Annotated in this window: 18 protein-coding genes and 1 pseudogene; 6 read left to right on the top strand and 13 right to left on the bottom strand. The window is 44.7% G+C overall.

All coding sequences use genetic code 11. The features are described from left to right. Nucleotides 1-3: 3 nt before the first annotated feature. The 8 genes from Q0R52_RS15375 to Q0R52_RS15340 all read right to left on the bottom strand — a co-directional run bounded on the left by Q0R52_RS15375 (nt 4) and on the right by Q0R52_RS15340 (nt 13,302). Nucleotides 4-3,168: a TonB-dependent receptor gene (locus Q0R52_RS15375; RefSeq protein ID WP_295795801.1), complete on the bottom strand. Its 3,165-nt coding sequence runs from the start codon at nt 3,166-3,168 to the stop codon at nt 4-6. Nucleotides 3,169-3,412: 244 nt separating this feature from the next. Then, nucleotides 3,413-5,470 (bottom strand): hypothetical protein, encoded by a 2,058-nt coding sequence (locus Q0R52_RS15370; protein ID WP_295795800.1) that lies wholly within the window; start codon nt 5,468-5,470, stop codon nt 3,413-3,415. A gap of 28 nt (nt 5,471-5,498) precedes the next feature. Beyond that, complete coding sequence (locus Q0R52_RS15365; protein ID WP_295795798.1) at nt 5,499-6,941, bottom strand: hypothetical protein; 1,443 nt, start codon at nt 6,939-6,941, stop codon at nt 5,499-5,501. Between the two features lie 330 nt (nt 6,942-7,271). Continuing rightward, the gene (locus Q0R52_RS15360; protein ID WP_295795795.1) at nt 7,272-8,870 is read right to left on the bottom strand and encodes a solute:sodium symporter family transporter; all 1,599 of its coding nucleotides are present in this window, start codon (nt 8,868-8,870) and stop codon (nt 7,272-7,274) included. 6 nt (nt 8,871-8,876) lie between these two features. Continuing rightward, nucleotides 8,877-9,887 carry a winged helix-turn-helix domain-containing protein gene (locus Q0R52_RS15355; RefSeq protein WP_295795792.1) on the bottom strand — a complete coding sequence of 337 codons (1,011 nt, stop codon included), beginning with the start codon at nt 9,885-9,887 and terminating at the stop codon, nt 8,877-8,879. Between the two features lie 404 nt (nt 9,888-10,291). After that, nucleotides 10,292-11,563 (bottom strand): CehA/McbA family metallohydrolase, encoded by a 1,272-nt coding sequence (locus tag Q0R52_RS15350; protein ID WP_295795790.1) that lies wholly within the window; start codon nt 11,561-11,563, stop codon nt 10,292-10,294. Between the two features lie 157 nt (nt 11,564-11,720). Further along, entirely contained in the window at nt 11,721-12,377 is a 657-nt protein-coding gene (locus Q0R52_RS15345; protein WP_295795788.1) for a peptidylprolyl isomerase, read from the bottom strand. A gap of 79 nt (nt 12,378-12,456) precedes the next feature. Beyond that, nucleotides 12,457-13,302, bottom strand: coding sequence for an N-acyl homoserine lactonase family protein (locus Q0R52_RS15340; protein ID WP_295795787.1), 846 nt, complete (start codon nt 13,300-13,302; stop codon nt 12,457-12,459). Nucleotides 13,303-13,363: 61 nt separating this feature from the next. On the opposite strand from Q0R52_RS15340, the gene Q0R52_RS15335 reads away from it, so the two are divergent. Genes Q0R52_RS15335 through Q0R52_RS15325 form a run of 3 tightly spaced genes read left to right on the top strand, consistent with a single transcriptional unit; the run spans nt 13,364 to nt 14,515 of the window. Further along, on the top strand, nt 13,364-13,984 hold the full coding sequence (locus Q0R52_RS15335; RefSeq protein ID WP_295795786.1) for a hypothetical protein: 621 nt from the start codon (nt 13,364-13,366) through the stop codon (nt 13,982-13,984). Between the two features lies 1 nt (nt 13,985). Next, on the top strand, nt 13,986-14,180 hold the full coding sequence (locus Q0R52_RS15330; protein WP_295795784.1) for a hypothetical protein: 195 nt from the start codon (nt 13,986-13,988) through the stop codon (nt 14,178-14,180). Nucleotides 14,181-14,200: 20 nt separating this feature from the next. After that, nucleotides 14,201-14,515, top strand: a complete 315-nt coding sequence (locus tag Q0R52_RS15325; protein WP_295795783.1) for a hypothetical protein — start codon at nt 14,201-14,203, stop codon at nt 14,513-14,515. A gap of 58 nt (nt 14,516-14,573) precedes the next feature. On the opposite strand, the gene Q0R52_RS15320 is transcribed toward Q0R52_RS15325, so the two are convergent. Next, entirely contained in the window at nt 14,574-14,942 is a 369-nt protein-coding gene (locus Q0R52_RS15320; protein ID WP_295795781.1) for a response regulator, read from the bottom strand. 121 nt (nt 14,943-15,063) lie between these two features. Between Q0R52_RS15320 and Q0R52_RS15315 the strand changes: the two genes are divergently transcribed. Further along, nucleotides 15,064-15,339 carry a CHC2 zinc finger domain-containing protein gene (locus Q0R52_RS15315; RefSeq protein WP_295795779.1) on the top strand — a complete coding sequence of 92 codons (276 nt, stop codon included), beginning with the start codon at nt 15,064-15,066 and terminating at the stop codon, nt 15,337-15,339. Next, nucleotides 15,339-15,965: a class I SAM-dependent methyltransferase gene (locus tag Q0R52_RS15310; RefSeq protein ID WP_295795776.1), complete on the top strand. Its 627-nt coding sequence runs from the start codon at nt 15,339-15,341 to the stop codon at nt 15,963-15,965. The genes Q0R52_RS15315 and Q0R52_RS15310 overlap by 1 nt, the downstream gene beginning before the upstream one ends. Nucleotides 15,966-16,131: 166 nt before the next feature. On the opposite strand, the pseudogene Q0R52_RS15305 reads toward Q0R52_RS15310, so the two are convergent. The 4 genes and pseudogenes from Q0R52_RS15305 to Q0R52_RS15290 form a co-directional block, all read right to left on the bottom strand. Beyond that, a pseudogene (locus tag Q0R52_RS15305) lies at nt 16,132-16,749 on the bottom strand (SGNH/GDSL hydrolase family protein); the annotation flags it as partial. 12 nt (nt 16,750-16,761) lie between these two features. Continuing rightward, the gene (locus tag Q0R52_RS15300) at nt 16,762-16,965 is read right to left on the bottom strand and encodes a hypothetical protein (RefSeq protein ID WP_295795775.1); all 204 of its coding nucleotides are present in this window, start codon (nt 16,963-16,965) and stop codon (nt 16,762-16,764) included. Continuing rightward, nucleotides 16,962-17,903, bottom strand: a complete 942-nt coding sequence (locus Q0R52_RS15295; RefSeq protein ID WP_295795773.1) for a hypothetical protein — start codon at nt 17,901-17,903, stop codon at nt 16,962-16,964. The genes Q0R52_RS15300 and Q0R52_RS15295 overlap by 4 nt, the downstream gene beginning before the upstream one ends. A gap of 19 nt (nt 17,904-17,922) precedes the next feature. Then, nucleotides 17,923-18,399, bottom strand: a complete 477-nt coding sequence (locus Q0R52_RS15290) for a nucleoside triphosphate pyrophosphohydrolase family protein (RefSeq protein WP_295795771.1) — start codon at nt 18,397-18,399, stop codon at nt 17,923-17,925. 227 nt (nt 18,400-18,626) lie between these two features. On the opposite strand from Q0R52_RS15290, the gene Q0R52_RS15285 reads away from it, so the two are divergent. Next, a complete protein-coding gene (locus tag Q0R52_RS15285; RefSeq protein ID WP_295795770.1) occupies nt 18,627-19,766 on the top strand; it encodes a DUF6515 family protein in 1,140 nt (379 codons plus the stop codon). Nucleotides 19,767-19,864: the final 98 nt, after the last annotated feature.

The raw sequence follows: 19,864 nt of genomic DNA, 5'->3' as shown, positions 1-19,864 counted from the left end.
ATTTTATAAATTAACATTTAAACCTAACCTGAAAATGCGCGATTGCGGATAGTTAACCCCGGTTATGCTGTTGGTTTCAGGGTCGACATTGTATTTCTTCAACCCATCGATTGAAAACAGGTTGGTGGCCCCAACGAATACCTTCACCGAACCGATGCCGTATTTTTCGAACGTATTTGCAGGCAGTGTATAGGACAGTTCTGCGGTTTTCAAACGCATAAATGAAGCATCTCGTAGCCAAAAATCGGCATACACTGAATTTCGCGGATCCGTATAGTTAAAAGCCCGTGGATATTGTGCATTGGGGTTTTGTGAGGTCCAGCGTCCATTATACAACCAAGCGGGCGGCGCTGCTAATGAACCTTCCAATTGTGGCAATATCATTTGTTTGGCCATAGCCTGCCCCGACCAAACCAAGTTTAGGGCGATACCTTTATACTCAGCTCCCATCAATACACCATACATGATCTTTGGCGTGGCCGATTCCGGGATCCTCACCATATCGTCGCTGGTGATCTGCCCGTCGGCACTTTTATCAATTATCCAGAGGTCGCCGGGTTTTACCCCCGGCATATGCGGAGAATTGTCAACCTCGGCCTGTGTATGGTAGATGCCCTTGGTTTGGTATACTAACCATGAGTCGATTGCATAGCCGGTTGATTTTTGCCAGGCCGGGATATTAGGCGATTCATCGCGGAAAATGATCTTGCTTTTGGCGTAGGTAAAATTGCCCCCGATGTGGTATTTGACCGTGCCTTTTGTTTCATTGTAGTTGATAGAGAAATCAATACCGCGATTTAGCGATTTGCCAATATTTTCGGCGGGAAGTGACAGGCCTGTGTACAATGGCACCGAAGCGTTTCGCTGCGCCAGGATGTCTTTTCTTAAAAACCTGAACGCATCAAAGCTAACCGTTAACCTATTGGATAAGAAAGCCGCATCAAAGCCTATATTCCTTGTATCCTGCTTTTCCCAGGTAATATTGGGGTTGGGTGTTGCAGATAGGTACAGGTTCTTCGCCTCGGTGTAGCCGTCGCCAAAATAGCTATAGTACTCGGGGCTTTGCTGCAACTGGTACCGGGTTACATACAAATACTGGGCTACAGCATCATTACCCATCAATCCCCAGGAGGCGCGTAGTTTTAACTGATCGACACCTTTAAAATTATTCTTGAAAAAATCTTCTTCCGAAATTCGCCACCCAAGTGAAACCGCCGGGAATAAACCCCAACGTTTGTCGGCAGGGAAGTTAAATGAACCGTTATAGCGGAATGTTGCTTCAGCAAGGTACTTATTGGCATAGCTATAAGCTACCCTACCCAAATAGCTTTCACGACCATCCTGGTAAGCCGAACCTGTCGCATTTTGTCCTACTGCACTTCCGGTGAAAAGCTGATCCAGTTGGTTACTTAACAGGTCTCTGCGATACGCGTAAGTGTCATTCCAATTTGTTGTATTTTGCTCGAAGCCGGCAAATGCATTGATGGTATGCTTGCCAAATTGCTGGTCATAAGCCAGTTTAATGAAGTAAGTATTCTCGTTTGTTAATCGTCCATCCTGTGCCAGGCTCAAAATACTCGTACCACTCCTTTGGTTATTGTAGGTTTTGGTTGTCATATCATAAGTGTAAGCATCCCAGGGCTGATTGAAGGTTTTCTCCGCCCTGTAGTTATAATCGAATGCAGCATAGCCATTTACTGACAGGCCCGGGGTGATGTAGGGTAATTTTAAATCAAAACCAAGCTTAGGGTTTAAAATGTAGTTATTGGTTTTATCGTAACCGGCTGATGACGAGGTCATTATTACCGGATTTCGTCCATTTGATACACCCGCATCAGCATACCCATTTTGCCAGTATACCGGCAGGAATGGGTACATGCTCACTGCTTCGTGCAATATCTGCGACATGGAGATAACCGGGTTATTTCTGTCCTCCTTACGGGCGGCAATATCCAGGTTAACTTTCAGGTTTTGTGAAATGGTAGCGTCAATGTTCGACCGAATGTTGAACTGCTTAAACCGCTCATCGCTGTTTCTTAAATTGCTCTGCTGATCAAGCGATTGTACCGAGAAATAGTATTTCACCTGTTCGCCGCCACCTTGTACCGAAAGGGAATGATTGTTTTGGGGTGCATTTTTCCTGAACACGGCATTCACCCAATCGGTGCTGGAGTAGTTGGGGTCGTTACCCGCTTTGTATTTATCAATGTCGCTTTGCGGATAAGGGGCGCTGTTTCCCTGGTTAAGGTTTAACTCGTTAAAGTAAGTCATATATTCCCAGGCATTAACGCGTTGTGTAAGCCTTGTTATCTGCTGAAGACCATATGAACCGTCGTAATGGATAACCGGCTTGCCTGATTTGCCCCTTTTGGTTGTAATTAAAATGGCACCATTGGCCGACCTCACCCCATAAATGGCCGCTGACGCGTCCTTTAAAACTGTGACACTTTCAATATCGTCGGGATTAATTCGGTTCAGATCCCTGTCGGGTATCCCGTCCACCACAATTAGCGGGCCGGTGCCTCCGCCAAACGAGTTCAATCCTCTTATCAATAAACTCGCACCGTCATTACCCGGTTCGCCTGAACGGTTGTTGATGATTAGTCCCGGAATGTGACCAGCCAGTGAATTAGATACAGAAGGCGATGCATTTTGAAGTACTTCTTCGCCTTTTAAGGTGCTTACCGCACCTATAACGCTTCCTTTTTTCTGGGTGCCATAGGCGACTACCACTACCTCATTCAAGGTGGAGTTTTTGCCTGTTAAAGCAATATTAATTGCCGTTGAGTTGCCAACTTTTCGTTCCTGGCTGTTAAAGCCGATATAACTGAACACTAATATGGTTTGCTCATTAGGTACAGTAATGGTGTATTTACCCTCGCTGTTGGTTATGGTGCCATTCGCAGAGCCTTTTATCTTCACGCTAACGCCGGGAAGTGGCGCGCCTTTTTCGTCGGTTACCTTGCCCTCTATTTTTATAACTTCTGCCGCGAAAGTTGGGCCAGACTCATCTATTTTTCGCGCTCGGCTGATGGGGTGGCTGGTATTTGTCCCGGCGTTTGCCTGTGTTAAAACTGTGATGATAATCAGCGCAGTAAGAGGTATTGGGGATAATATTTTAGGTAAATAAAGCCATAGCAAAAGCTTAGCTTTCGAATTAAAATTCATATTTTTGAAAACTTTGGGTTAAAAAATTATGTCAATTGCTCAATTGGTTGATGGTAACCCAGGTACTTGCCGGGCAGTGGTACGAACACTTTCCGGCTTTTTACTTAGCGGTTACCCGATGGTTGTCTTTATACTCGTATCCTTCTCCTCATAGTTTTTAATAGTTAGGTTAATAATTGGGTTATTTAATTGGTTTTATATAGGCAGATCACTTATTTCAGTCGATATTGTTACTCGCTTTTGGTTATAATTTAATGTTAGCCGTTTCTCCATCATTAATGATGTGGGTATGTGCGATACCCACCTTTGTTATTGTAACAGCTACTTTTTCGCCGTTCACCTTTGCAATTTTCACATCGAATACTGTCCCGAATGCATGGATATTGCTCAATGTCATCTGTTTCCAGTTTTTGGGCAGCCGCGGCGTACAGTTAAAACTATTGAACCCGGTGGGCCTTATGCCGAAAAGGCCTTCAATAAATATCCTGCAATACAAGCCGCTTTCAGCTGAAAGATGTCTTTGACTGCCTTCCGGGTAGGCCTCAACAGCGTATGGAACGTGTTCGCCCAAAAGCCTCCGGCGGGAGTAGTAGTGAAGAAAGTCCATCGCCTGGTCGGTAGCCCCGGCCTGTAATACACCGCGAAGCGCGTACAGGGTGGACCTGTCCCAAAAAGTTTCTTCGCCGGCCTCGGTCGCCAAACCGTCGGCGGTCCAAAGCTGGGGGGAAAACAGGGCGGCTATTGTTCCCTTGCTGCGGTCATAAATTCCCATTGCAAGGGGTACGCAGATCCATGCGCGCAGCGTATTATTAGTTTCATAATACTTGTAAGTATCGAAGCCTGCTACATTAGCTCCGAAATACTTTTCGATGTTAAGCTTAATCGCAATTGCGCGGGCCTTATAGTCTTCAACCTGCTTTTTGGGTAGCTGCAATTGGCCGGCTAACATGGTCGCGGAAACCAGGGCATCGTAATATAAACAGTTGGTCGACAGGTTGGCCTTGCCGGAAGGGAACCTGCCTTCCAGTTCGTCGCTTTGCGATTCGACTACACCCTGTTCATTAATGTGCCTGCGGCAATATTCCAGGCACCAGCTGATGAGCGGCCATAAAGCTTTGGCTGAGTCGGCTTTACCATAGGTAAGTGCAAATCTCGAAGCACCATAGGCTATCATAGCCTGGTCGCCCCTGTCCCCTGCCCCTTTCCAAATCGCATCTCCTTCTGCTACAACAGAACTTGGCAAAGGATTGTATTCCGGGTTCATATAGCCGGCAAATAACCGGTAACAATTCATTGCTGACATGGTGCCGATGCTATCCCCCGAAAAAGCAAAATACGGGCTAACGTACTCGGCCTGGTCGTTTGCCCATATCGCTGCATAATACTCAAGCCCGCCAGGACCGTGGAGATAACCCCGTTTAGTTTTAAAAATGCTTTCCGTCGCCCTTATTTTGGCGAAAGCGAAGGCAGTATTCAGTATACTGTCCGGCGTTTCCAATTGTAACGGTGACTGGATTTTGGCTATGCGTTTAATCCTTTCATTCTCTTCCGCGCTGGGATCAACCGGAAATGGTTGTTCGGGGTGGTCTGTAGCGAAATAGCACACAGCAAAAACAGCAGACCGGCCGGGCTGTAAAACGCGGCTGCCATCATTCACTGTTTTCATCACAACAGTATGTGGCAATGACTTACTGCGGAGCGTATCTGTGGTAACTGCGCGATACAATTTTTCCATGGATACGGTTACCTGTTTGTTCCCTGTATTGGTAAACACAAACTTTTCAATGGCCATCGGCTTATCTACAGAAGGGAATAATGTGCGTTCGATTTTTACCGGGTCCGATTTTCCGGTTTCTGCCATAATTCGCATCACACCATGATGATTAATGCTTTTGGCAACGAATGCAAGATCGCCGCCTTGTTCGCGCCGTGAAATTTTAAATTTCAGGAGCTTGTTATTAATGTATATCCGCGGCAATTCATTATCCTGGAAGGTATAAGCAATATGGCTCCTGGTATCATCAGGCAGCATCCGGAACGTAGGAAATACTACCTTACGGGTTATGCTTGTGACACCGGCGCTGTCAACACGGTAACCAACCCAAAGGGAAACTTTTTCGCCGGACATTTCGATATGGTCCGCATGTGGCAGCCTGTTAGTTATATTCCACGTGATACTGCCGTCTGGCTGTATTGCCCACCGGTCTTTTTGTTCGGGTAAAGTGGTTTGTTGACTATATACTGTCAACCTAACAATTAAAAGTATTAACGTGAGGAAAGTTTTCTTTTTCAGGATTTTCATTAATTTTTCTTGATCGTTTAAGAATTGATTATTGTTTGACGCCAATTTTTACATGCCTGCCGGGCTTCACAACCACCTGTACCCAACTGATGGCTTTGCCTTGTTTGTCCGTTTCCCGCGTCGTTGCCAGCAACACATTGTTAACAGCAGCATATTTATAATTCCCCGTAAAGATAGCCTTCCATTTAAAAGACCGGCGCCCTAAATTTTTGATGGCCGAGTGATGGTCGTCAATATGAGTGATGTTGACAGTTGTTTGCAATACCGGTAAATTCTTTACAGAAGCGGTTCCACGGCTGGTCGTTTTAAACAAAGTACTGAGTGTACCGGCCTGGGCATCAGGGGCAATACCCATTAAACCCTGCACAATGCCTTCGATTACCCCGAACGAAACCTCGGGGTATTCTCTCCTGGGTGTGGCGGGGTCTGAAAGATAAAGGATGTATTTCCGGGCCGTGGCCCAATCACCGTTGTTATAAAAAAGAAAGGGTAAATAGGAAGTGGTTTCTACATTGATGTTTGTAGCGGCAATTTGTGCCAGGTTGGCCCTGACCCTTGCTGTGTCTCTCAACGCATCAAACCAAAGCAGAAACGGTCCCGGATTATCATTACTGAACTTGCCGTCGCTGCCATAATAAGCAAAATAACGGGCTTCTTTGTTGTTCCACCAATCAGCTTCCAGCGCTTGCCTGTATTGCTCTGCTTTCGCGGCGTATATTTTCGCTTCACTGTACTGTCCTTTTGACGCAAGTATGTCTGCATAGGTTTGCAACCCACGGTAAAGCGCAGCCACCAGATCGACACCGGTTTTCATATCTGGTATGCCTTCCGAGTACGACGGCAGCCCCCGGCAGCTTTGAAAATCATCTTTCCCGTTATACGGGATCGGGGTATGAAGGTGCGCAGGCCTTTTTAACAGGGAATCGGCAGTGAGCACCCAAGTGTCAATGTATTCCCCGACAGTTTTTTGCTGGAAACGCATAAATGCCGGATCATTGATATAGTGTTTGTTACCGGTCCATTGATATAGTCGCCAGGTTGCAAAAAGCACGTCAAAGTTCGCGGGTAAGTTATACCAGAATTCTTTATCATTCCTGTAATCTGCAGGAGCAGGCTTTCCCCATTTGTTGATTTCCCAGTACGAGCACCAGTTTTTTTCTGCAGAAATATTTTTGGCGAACAATGTAAACATGTTCCGGTTTTCCCTGCTCAATCCCAGTATTTCGGCACCTATGCTTTGATGCGCGGCATCGCGCATGCAAAATGCATACCGCGATGGTAGCGCCGCTTCATACCAAGGCCCAACCGGGTCTGTTTCCGCCCCTTTATAATGCAGCGCCATTTCTTTGGCCCAGGCAAAAGCGCGTTCAAGTTCTTTGTCCGAAGATGTGAAGCTAACTTGTGCCCATGCACCTGAAAAGCCGTAAAATATCAGCGCAAAAAAAACTAATTTGTATCGACGTAAAATCATTGTGTACGAATTGAATTACTTGTATCGCCCCTGTCTAATTTTGATCCCCGGTTTTTATTATAGATCCTGGTTTGTGACGCTCCTGCCACGAAAAAGTCCCCCTGTACCACACAGGGGGAAACTAATTAGCTAACCTCCAGCTATCTCACGGCTAAAAGCATCTTGACACCGGTAAGCAGTTTGATCCTGGTTCCCGGTCACGCGTTACTACAAAACACAGTTTTTCTCAATTGCCCGCATTAGTTTATAGTACAAAAAGTAAATATTTTTTTCTTGGTCTATTCTGGTCTACTTTACAATAGTAGGTAAATACTTTTATATGTGCAAATTTTATTTAGCAAGAACCAATGGGGAAAAGACGACAAACATTAATATCATCAGCAAGATGAGTATACCAGCATACAAATGGCGATTCTTCCACGGCTCAAGGCTCACTAAATTGTTTGTTTTGTGGTTATAAGGTATCGGCATGGGATAGAATTTGCCGATTACGAACATGATGGCGCAGGTCAGCACGAAAAGGATGGCCAGGATGTGTAGGAAGTGGACATGGAGGTCGAACACAAGTTGCGTTAATCCGTAAGAAACTATAAAAAACGTGAGCCCTACTTTTGCTGCCAGGGCGGGCACTCTTTTAGTTACCAAACCAATAAACATAATGGTAAAAATAGGCACATTAAAAAAACCATTTACCATTTGCACATAAGTATAAAAGCCATGTTTAACAAAAATAATTAGAGGCGCCACCATCACGGCAATTAGGCAAACCACTATCTCGAAGCGCTTGGCAGTTCTGATCATTTTTTTCTCCGTCACCGGTTGCAACCGCTTTTCCAGCCATGGTTTATAAACATTCAGTATAAATAGTGTGCTCGAACTATTCAAACCCGCGTTAAACGTGGTTAATGCAGCCCCGAAAATTATGGCGGCTATAAATCCCGAGATAACTGGCGGTGATACCAAACGGTCGAGCATTGGAAATACTTCTGCCGTGTTATGCATATGAAGGAAGAGGGGTACGGCGATAAGTCCCGGTATATTCAAAAATATCGGCGAGATTAGTTTTCCCAAACAGGCTACTGCGATCCCCTTTTGGCAGGTTTTGAGGTCTTTTGATGCTAACGCCTGCTGAACAATGTATTGTTCTGTCCCCCAGTAATAAAGGTTCACCAGTAACATCCCGGTAAAAAGAGTACCAAACGGGATAGGGTCAGTTGCTGAACCTATACTGTTGAAATGTTCTTTATGGTTTGTTAATAAAACACTTAAACCATGTTGTATGCTTCCGTGCCCAAGGTATTTAAGCCCAAAAACGGGCAGTACCAGGCCCACGGCGAAAAGGCCCAGGCCGAGGAACGTGTCCCATATCGTTGTGGCTTTTAATCCGCCCAGGATAGTGAATACACAGCCGACTGTCCCTATTGCCCAAACCAGGATCAGGATGGTAGTGCCATAATCGGTTTTAAGTACACCTGAAAAATTAAACAACCCGTTTAAGCCCAGCGCCCCGCTGTACAATACCGACGGCAGCAGGTTAATTACGTAGCCTGCCAAAAAAATTATCGATACTATCTTGCCTACGTTGTGGCCGTATCGTGCAGTAAGAAAATCGGGGGTAGTTGAAATGCCCAGGCGGATATACATCGGCATAATGAATTCAGACACCAACAGCATAGCAAACACTGAGGTTATCCCCCACGCCATTACGGTCATGTTATGGGTATAGACCAGTTCGTTCTCGCCTATTATGGTTGATGTATTGATGTTGGTAAAAAGCAAGCCGCATCCCACCAGCAAAAAACCGAGGTTCCGGTCGGCAAGGAAAAAACTATTTAAAGTAATATGCTTTTTACTCCGGGATTTATACCACGAAAGGAAGGCCGCCGAGCAAGTAAAAAACAAAAAGCTCGATATAACTATCCAGTCCATGTATGTTTAAAGCGTAGCCCTGGTGAACAGAAGCATTGGAACTGTTAACTGTATATCCTGTTTCTTCAAAACAGCACGTCCGGCCAATACACCCATTTCAGCAAAATCTGCGGAGAAGGTGGTGATGCCTGTAATTTCCTTCGCCGGTTCATCGTTTGAAGAAAGCACGCCAAGGTCTTTTCCCGGTTCAAACTTTTTGCTGAGGCAATCCCGCATTATTTGCCAAAGGGCAAAGTTATCCAGGGTGAAATATACTTTGCCTTTCTCAACAGTACCGGGTATGTATTCTTTTTCGATGCGACCGTTGATATTAAAATCTTTGAGAAATTTTTTAAATGATCCTACAATCTCTTTAGGGTCTAGCGACGCTGGCGAATGATAAAAAATAAATTCACCAAAATCTCGTATCCTGGGCGCAAGTTTTGAAAATATTTGGTAGGATGAGTTTGCAAACTCTTGTGTTATATGGTTAAAAGCGCCGTCCAATGGCTCATAACGGTCAAAGACCAACAGTTTGTTTCGCGGGATAGTTTCCAGCAATTCTTTGGTTTTGGGATGAGGTATAGGCGCAATAACATACATCCCGTACTTGCCCTTTATCTGCGATAAAATAGTTTCGAATATTTCTATGTCGCCATGATGGAAATAAGTATTGAGGCTAATGTTCGGGCCGATCTCATGCCGGAAGTTCCGATAGAATTGCTCCTCAAAGGTGTCAAGATTGTACATCAGCAAAGCTACGTTCATGATCCTGTCTGTACTACCCGCGCCAACAAAGTACCCCTGCCGGTTTTTGGATACCACAATACCCCGCTCGATCAGCTCTTTATAGCCCCTGATGATGGTTTCCCGCGAAAACCCGAGCTCTTTCATCATGGTATTCACGGTAGGAAGCATTTCTTCCTGGGTGACTATCTTTTCGTCGATGGCATTAATAATGCCCTGGACTAACCTGTCATGCTTGGAATACGAAGGTATTTCACCCAGTTTTTTTATCTCTTGAAAAATGCTGCCCATGAATATTAAAACGCTAAAATCAAATTTCAGATTTGATTGCACGCCCGATCTTTGTTTTCAAAAGTGGTAAAAATGGGGTTACAAAAGAAATTTCTGCTGAATTCATTTCAAAATCGATTATTGAAATGCCAGATCGGTATGGTATTATCGTTTAAATCCCGCCAGGGATATTAAAAGTTGCGTGAATTCGATATAAGAACACGATGCTTTGAATTGCGTGCGACACCACAATAGCTGGTCGTCGCCTCACCCTGCCCTCTCCAAAGGAGAGGGTTCTGAAAAGGAATTTCCGACGAGCGAAGCTCAAGTCCTCTCCTTTGGAGAGGATTTAGGTGAGGCGAAACGCAAGCCGTTAAGTAAAACGATGTGGATTTATTAGTACCAGTTCTTATATCGAACTAACTTTAAAAGTTAGGATCAAAATTAAAATAGATAGGGTTCGACAAGCCCACCATATTGCCGCTCAGCGCCATTGACCCGGGAACCTGCGGATATACTGTGGGCGGCCCCTCAACTGCTACACGATAATAAGTGCGGCCAATTGTTGCCGGCGTGTCGATAAATTCAACAATAAGTATTTTACCCGTTGTTTTAAGGGTACTAAACGGGTCGCCGTTTTTTACAATGCTGATAGTATACTCGCCGTCGGGAACGGTATTTCCGCTTAGCTGAACACGAAATTTAACAGGTTTGCCTGTGGCTTTAACGTTGTCACCCATCATCATGTCCATTTTGCCGTCCTGGTTAATGTCGGCATAAAATTCTACGCGGGGCGCATAGGGGTTTGCGCTTATTGAAACCCTGCCGTTTGTCAATGCGTCTATTACCGCCTGTGTAGTTCTTGCAGTCGCAAATACCCAGGTGGTTGGGGTACCCACATAATTCGCCTTCGCCTGGTAGCTATTCTTTGTTTCCTGTGCTGGTGTTTCCGGCGTGCCATGGTGTGCATCACTTCCACCCCTGCCGGTTAGTTTGCGCCCTGAAGAAAGCATATCGTCCCAAATCATAATGGCATTGGCATTTTTTGACCATACTGCAGAGTTCCAAACTTCGATGGATTCAATCATGTCATAAGAGTACCCAAAATGGTCTTTCCCGCTGGGATGATTAGCCGAAAGGTGAATGCCAAGTTCCTTCTTCACTGCACCAACCACTACGTCGCGCTGATCGCGTACATCATACAGCCGCTGGTGATCATATGGCCTGGCCGAAAAGGCATTGCCGTGACCGCGTGTAGTTGTCCATTCGGCAGCGTATAAAAGCAATACGGAGTCCGATTTAAAATCGGGGTCGGCCCAGGTATGGTGCGCAACATCACCGTCTACATGATTGTCGTGATCGGTGATTGCCAGGAAATTGATACCTACAGATTTTGAAAAAGAGATGATTTTTGCAACTGGATTATTGGACGACTCTTTGCTATGCCGCGAATGTACGTGCAGGTCGCCCTTTAACCATACCCCGTTTGTTAGGCTGGCCGGCGGTGGCAACGGGGCAAGTTCCGCAGGTGCCCATGGATTAACGTGCCCCGTCTGTGCCAAGGCAACACCACTTGTACAAACGGTTGCAATCACCAGTAATACAAAACAGATGGAACTTGCGATCGTCCTTATTTTACGATTTGCTAAAGATATATTGAAATTCCCCTTGCGTTTTAGGTCTAATTTTGCTTTCATGTAAGTTGATGTATGTACTTTTCTTTTGGCTTCAAAAGTAAAAGCGCGCAATCAACTCAAACCGTATTTTGGTATTAACAAATTATTAAGCAGCCCAAAATGATGTAAAAAAAGCGTGACATGATTTATGAGAATGCCAGGATTATCAAGCCCGGAATTATCTCAATTCATCCTTCACCTCTTTCGGCGTTAAAACCCTCACCTTCATCCAAACTTCGCTGTCCGGGTTCCCGTCCTTATTAACCTTTAGGGCAGTTACTTTATCGATCCAATCTATTCCTTTTACAATTTCGCCAAAAACGGTATAATTTTGGTCGAGAAATGGGGTGCCGCCAATGGTTTTATAGGCGGTCCGCTGGGCATCGGTAAATTTAATATTCAGCTTCTGTTCAGTGGCATCGAGCTGAGCATCGGTCCATGTTTTGCCGTCGACAAAATAAATCTGGGTGGTAAAGGATTCTTTGGCGGCATTATTGTCCCTGCCCATGGCTAATACACCTCTTTTATGATACAGCGCAGTATTGAATTCAGGTTTTATCCATTTTTGTTCCGGGTTTAGCTTTTTTCCTTTATTGTACAGAGAATCGGGGTCGCCGCCCTGTATAACAAAGCCCTTCAGTATCCGGTTAAACGTAGTTGCATCAAAATAATGGCCTTTCACCAGCCTGATAAAATTATCACGGTGTACCGGCGTCTTATCGTAAAGTTTAACGATGCAACTACCTTGTGCGGTTTCAATTTTTACAAATTGCTGGGCAAATGCATTTGTAATTGCCAGCACCGCAATGGCAAGTAGTGTTATTGTGCGTTTCATTTTCTAAGTTATCAAAAAACGTACACTTAGCTATAAAATCCCGTCCTTTATTTATTCCTGCTTATTGCTTCCTTTGACATTACTTAATTTCCGCTACTCCATCGGCTACCGCCGGAAATTTCAAAAACACCTTTGCGTCGTGCCCCGGGATGATGTATTTCACATCTTTTACCATGGTTTTCATCCGTTGCATAGCTTTTACATAGCCTGCAGGATCGAGCGTGCCACCGTCCGAAGCAGGCACCATGTGGTCGAGGCTATAATAAATCCAGATATTATCGGATGCGAGAACTATATTATTGACACCTGTGTTAACCAGCACATATTGAGAATTAAAAGTATGCCTCGAGCCTGTAAAAACCTTAATTCCGGGAATAATCTCCTTATCATCACCGTCAACCAGCGTTACCCTGCCTGCTATATTCAGGTCCACCATCGTTCGGACGTCCCGTTTGTTGAAGCCACCGTTGTTTTGCCCTTTTTGCCACGCGGTGCTTACAAAATAATTAAAATCTTCTTTTTGTATCCAAATGTGAGCATTGGGAAACAACCCGACGCCATCTATGTGATCCCAATGTGGGTGGCTGAAAATTATATCTGTGATGTCTCCCGGCTTTAGCCCGAGTTTTGCTACTGCACTATCCGGGCGTGTATAATTAATTACTTTAAATTCTTTTGCGTCTTCAATATCGTTCAGAAAACCTGCATCTACCAAAATATTCCTGCCATTGCCTTTTACCAGCCATACCATAAAATTAATTTTAACACTATCAGTCTTGGGGCCGCCTTTAGACCAGTCGGCTGCTGTAAATGGGTACGAGGTGCCGGCAAATTTAATGGCATAAACCTTATAACCTGGTGTCTGAGCACTTGCATAAAACCCGGCGTTCAAAATTAAAAGCGAAAGCAGAAGGATTTTTTTCATAGGGCAAATATAAACCTAAAACAAGAATGCCAACAACGGGTTATCCTTAAAAAAGAAGATTATGGAACAGCCGGCAGCGCAATTACCCGCCCAGGAAACGGGCAGGCAAACCGATTTTACGCACGAAAAGACATTCGACGATTTAACGTCAGCAAATAAGGAGTTTAGAGCTGCAGCAGGACGCTTGCTTAGCGTTAATAATTGGCACGAATATGCTGGTGAAGGAACAGCAAAATTCACCCTTAGTAATAACCAGGGTAACGAATTGTCCGGATTTGCAGCCGAAGGATTTTACATCAGCATTGATCTGCCAGGACCAGGACCGGATGCCGGCGACGGGCTGGAATGGGTAATGATTGAGAAACTGGCGGCAGACGGCAGCAGTGAAACAGCAGAAGAATATTTGACCATGACAGTGCGGCCGGTTCCTGATCCAAAAAAAGCAGATTTAGAGATAGCACATTTTTTTACCGACGTATCAACAAGTACTTTCATCATAAGGCGGGACGGCAGGACTGTTAGTGCGGGCGCCCACGGACGCAACGAAACGCCAAATAACCAGGATGTGGACCTGCATGACAAGATTCGAAACACGGCAATTGCCCTTATGGCCCGCGTTGGATTGTCGGGCGCACAGTGGCAAAAACTGGTAAACGGGTTAATTGAATATAAAATTAAATAAAATGGGGAAGCAACACGATACATTTCCAAACGAACAACCCGAAATGCCGGTTCCTAAAGAAACGCCGGAAATTAAACGGCCATCAGACCCAAGCGAGCCGGATGTACCAACCGAAGACCCGCAGATAGTGCCTGATGAATTTCCGCCGTACAATACACCACCGGAAGAACCACCATTGAATCCCGGCAATATTTGAGTATTTTGCTCAACTATTATATGGAGAGTTTCGAAATTAAAACAGAAGATATCGCCAACAATCTGGAAAGCCTTTTTGCCGATTTGTTTCGCCCCGGAAATAGGGCTTATGAGTTATTGAAAAGCTCGATAGCACGTGAATTCAGGCATAACGGTGCGCCGGAGGTTAATAGAATGACTGTCGACCGCATAAAATATGACAGCATTACGGCAACGGGAAGTTTCCGGGTGTTGCTGGATATAACTTATACCTTTGGTTGTGAGGACCTGGTGACTCAAAAAACAATGAAACTTCCGAATGGACATTTGTTGTTCACCCTTACAGTAGCGCCATAACATTCTCCGGTTCGCCTTACGCAGACAGCCGCAGCACTGCTGATGAATTCTAGTTTTATTAATTAACCACGGCCGAATACCGCTGCACTTTCCCCATAAAATGGTCAAGGTCGAACGGTTTTGCAATATGGTCGTCGGCGCCACATTCATGTTTTATTTTTTCAAGGTCGACGTTGCCCGACACCAGTATTACGGGTATATGTTTCAGGTCATCCTGCCCTTTAATGTAGGCACACATCGATCCTCCGTCCTCCCCTTTCAAACCCAGGTCGAGCATAACCAGGTCAACCTCATTGGCATGCAGTTTCTGGCGCGCCCTTACCGTATCAGCAAGGCTCGTAACATTATAACCGTCTTCTTCCAATAATATACTCATCATCTCGGCAATGATAGGTTCGTCCTCTATCACCAGTACTGTTTTCTTCATAAACAATTGTATACAATTTAAAGGCCAAAATTTGATATTGAATTGCCAACAAACTCTAAATTTTCAACATTCCCGAAACGGCCTTGGCTAGCCCCCTGCCGATGGTTAGTTTTGTGGCCGTATGTCACTATCGCTTATCCAGTCAAAGGCCGACCTTGCTGCAATTATTTCTAAACACATTGTACTCCGCGAAGGCCGAAAAGCATTAAGAGGCAACTGCCCTTTTCATGCCGATCAATCAGATTCATTTATGGTTTCTCCCGAAAAAAACGTTTTCAAATGTTTCGGGTGCGGCAAAGAAGGCGGTCCGGTGGAGTTTGTAATGTGGATTGAAAATGTGAGCTTTGATGCGGCATCCAGGCGCCTGGCGCAAGCACTGGGTATTGCCGGCGATTAATGAGTTCACTTACCGATTCTGTTGCCATTTTCAATTACCACCGGTGGATGATAAACACTCATGGCCGCCAAAGCAGTTTTGCTTTGGGATGGAAGGATATTGAAAGCCAGCAAATCCGTTTTAAAGCTCTTGCAGGCATCGGCGATTTGGGTAATTGCTCTGTACTTGATGCCGGTTGCGGCTATGGCGACTTTCTTCCATATCTTTCAGCTAGTTATAAGGATTTTACTTATGCAGGCTTGGAGCAAATTCCAGAGCTTTTAAAAGAAGCCATTGTACGCCATGGACACTCACCCGCAGCAAACTTTATCCAGGGTAATTTTACTACAACCTTGCTACCGGCTGTCGATTACGTCTTTGCAAGCGGCTCACTAAACTACCGAAGTACCGACCCGGATTTTATTTTTAAGGCGATTGATAAATTGTACGCAGCCTGCAATTATGGTTTTGCATTTAACTTATTGAATTACATCGTCCCCAACGGGCTGCTGGTTGCCTACACTCCGGAGCAGATTACTAGCTATTGTTCATCAATCTGCCCGGAAGTAAAATTGATACAAGACTATGATCCGAACGATTTTACTGTCTATATGTACAAGCAAAAAAGACCGGTATTTTTAGCGTAAACTGTTCCGCATTAAAAAGACGCAAATCGCATAACAGTTGATTGTCAATTATTTACATTTAAGCAAAAGGTAAAAACACTCATAATCAGCATGTTCCATAGCGTTCGGGGTGTTCCGCGTGCAAAAATGGAACGCTTTGCCGGCGCGTAATATGCCCTACTACAATTTATTGCTTTTTTAGCGCGCTAACCAACATATCGGCAATAACCTGGTTTCCTTTATCAGATGGGTGCAAGCCGTCGAAAGTGTTATCGATTGCCTCCACTGGGTAAGGGTACTCATCCGTATCGGGATTAAAAGGTATACCTTGAAAATCGGGGTAGCTGAAATTTTTATATTCACCTGTTTGCGGATCTTTTAGCCGCTTAAACTTCACCATGTTGCTTAATTTCAAGCCTCTTTTGTAATAAAGATCAATTACTTTCACATGCTCGTACTCCCCTATCTGTTTTACAGCGTCGGCAAACTGCGACAGCCATTGTCCATTTTTTGCTGCGTATGAACCTGTGGCATTGTTATGTTTATCAGCGATGTAAACAAAATCTTCACGCTGCATCGGCGTTACCAATATAATCCGGGCGTTGGGGTTAAGGCTTTTTATTTTATCAATTATTATCCTGTAAGCACCGCAGGACGTTTTCAACCCGGTATTGTTTCTGTAATCGTCAAAAGTACCTAACGGCAGGCCCTGTCCCCAGTCATTTGTTCCTAAAAATACGGTGTAGATATCCGACTTCTGGAGGCCTAGTTTTTCAATTTCCCTGGCTATGCCAACTATGCTCCAGCCGTTATGGCCCTAGTTATTGTATTTGATGTTTGGTAATTGTTCGGTTACCCGGGTCAAATAACCTTTGGTAACCCGGTTGCCGGTTTCATCAAGGTGATCGTTCAGATAGGTAATCGAATCACCAATCGCCGTCCAGCTTTTTACGTCCGGTGTAACTGAAAAAAAACTAAACGAAGTTAGTAATAACAACAGGTATACGCCTAACTTTTTCATTTGTCGTCGAGGTTATATTGTTTAGTTATATATTGAAGAAGCGCTTGGGCATCGTTCCTTGCTTTCCGGTTATCTTCCAGCAGTTCATTGGTGTTTATCCTTATCAATACCATATCCGCCGCGAGTTGGGTTAAGTTTTCCTGTGTTAAGTTACGAGTTTCCGCTGTTTCTACAGGTAGGCGTTGAAATACCATGTCTATATCGGCTGCCATAAAATGTTGCCGTAAAAACGGTTCAAGATAATTGCGTTGATATTGTAGGGTGATGTCCTGCACAGTATGCAGAAGCTCGGTATGACCTTCATAAGCAGCGATGTGACTTATTATTTTTGAGTTTGAAAACTGTTTCAGGTGCACCTCGCTTTTAATGGCCGAGATTGTACCAGTAGAAGGATGAAATGGCCATAAACTATGCGACCTTGCTACAAACCACAATATTCTTTGCGCATTTGCCGGCTTCAATGGTTGCTGCAGCAGGTTGAGTAACGTATCGTTGCTCTTTACTATCTGCGTTTCGCCCTGGTAAATCTGGTCTAACTGCGTTATATCAGCTCTTAAATCCTGCGCCAACTGCGAGGTTAGTTGCTCTGCATGTTCGCCGTTGGTGATATTTTCCCTTACATTTTCGGCAATAAAACCCATCATTACTGCAATAAATATCATGAAGCCTTCCAGCAGGTACTCTTTCCAGGGTTTATGCTTGTGCTCAAGTTGCGGGTGATGATGTACTTCCATTGCAGTTTCGGTTGATGGGTTTTGAGTATTCGCGGGTTCGGTAGTAATTACCGGATGATTTGCTTTCGGCTGAATTTGCTTTTTTTGCGATGGCTTACGGGGAGCGGGTTTGGGGGCTGTTACCGGCTTTGACCCGCGCGTTCGACCGCCGACAGGAGGCTTCCCCTTCGGCAAATCATCCTTATCTTTCCGATTCTTACTCATACAGCATTAATCTCAAATTCTACTTATCCAAAATCGCCTTTAGCGATGCCGGCGAATAGTTAACGGATTTTAGCGTCTTATCATCCGCAGTACGGTAAACTAAAAACAGACCATCAATTTCTTTATGGTACGAGTCGGTATCAGCCGTAGATTTATAATGATTGATAGTTTTTTCGGCTTCTTCAACAGTCTGACAGGCTTTACTCATGTTTGAGCGGTGTACTTCATCAAACAATTCTTTAAATTTTTCTGCCAGGCCAAACTCCAGTATTGCGCCAGACAATACATATTGTAGATCGCAAAGCGCATCGGCAACTTCAACCAAATCATTGTCATCCACAGCCTGTTGTAATTCCTTAAGTTCTTCGGCAAGCAGGGAGATTCGCAAGGTGCAACGTTCCTTTGACGGTATCGCAGGCTGTGCTATAATCGGATGTTTAAAGGTTGAGTGAAACTCGGCAACCTGGTTCAATGAGTTAGTGTCCTTAATAGTCATATTTATTTGCTTAATTTTAGGCCAGGGCATTGTTTACCAGCCGGCGCTAATATATAAACATTAGCAGTTTTGTACGGGGCTTGTCAAAATAAACTTAAAAAAAACTATAAAATCAATGCGGGCATAATTGTTGAAATAAAATAATTATACATGCGTTAAACCGTTTGTAAAATTAGGAGTCTATAAACAAAAACAGCATCAAAAAACTGTTTCAATTAATATCAATTATGAAAAAGGCATTAAAATATTTAGTATCCACAAGCTTAAGCGGACTATTGTGTTTGTTTTTAGCTTTTCCGGCTAATGCACAACACAGGGGCGGCAGCGGCGGTGGCGGAAGTCATGGTGGTGGTGGCGGTGGCGGTCACTTCGGTGGTGGTGGTGGCGGTAGCCATGTTGGCGGTGGTTTTTCGGGCGGTGGCGGTCGTTCAGGCTTCTCCGGCGGTTCAAGCCGTAGTTTCTCAGGTGGCAACCGTTCAGCGGTGTCGCCCCCACGCTCAGGCGGTTTTGGCCAAAGGCCGGGCTTTAGCGGTGCACGCCCATCTACACAAAGTTACAATCGTTTTAATGGTGGCAGGGTTGGCGTAAATGGCAATCGTGGCTTCAGCGGTAACCGTGGTTACAATGGTTCGCGCGGTTACGTTGGTGCTCGTGGCTATAACGGTTCACGTGGTTATGTTGGTGCGCGTGGCGGATATCGCGGAGGTTACTACAATCGTGGCGGATATCGCGGAGGCTACTATGGCCGCGGACATTATTACGGACCAAGCTATTGGGGCGGTCGCAGTTATTGGGGTTATCGCGGCGGATATTTTTATCACAGCGGCTTTTATGCCAGCTTATATTATCCACGTCTTGGTTTTAGTTTAGGATTTTTACCTTTCGGGTATTATCCCTTCTATTGGGGCGATTCACAATACTATTACAGCAATGGGTTTTACTACCAACACGAAAACAACCAATATACAGTAGTTGAACCACCTTTGGGTGCAGAAATAAGCCAGTTACCTGCTAATGCACAAGCCATTACAATAAATGGCGAACAATACTACGAATTGAATGGTGTTTATTACCAGCCGGTTACAAAAGACGATGGTTCGCAGGTGTACGTTATTGCAGGTAAAGACGGTCAGCTTGAAACCAATGTTCAGGGTGGACAAGATCAGGGTGATAACGGCCAGGGTGCCCCGCTACCTAAAACAGGCGATATTTACAACGATTTGCCACAAGGTTCAAGAACCATACATGTTAACGGCCAAACATTATATGTATCGCCAGACGATGTTTATTACCAGGAAACAACCGATACAGGTGGGAACAGGGTTTACAAAGTTGTAAGTACCCCTGCTGACGAGCCTCAAAACTAAAGGATATAGATTTTAATACAAAGGGTAATCCGGATTGCGGGTTGCCCTTTTTTTATTCGTTCGCCCCTCAATTTTGCAGCTTCATCCGCATATTTTTA

Source organism: Mucilaginibacter sp., from assembly GCF_025359345.1.
GTDB lineage: Bacteria > Bacteroidota > Bacteroidia > Sphingobacteriales > Sphingobacteriaceae > Mucilaginibacter.
Note: the sequence above shows the minus strand (reverse complement) of the source record. Positions and strands in the feature narration are given on the sequence as shown.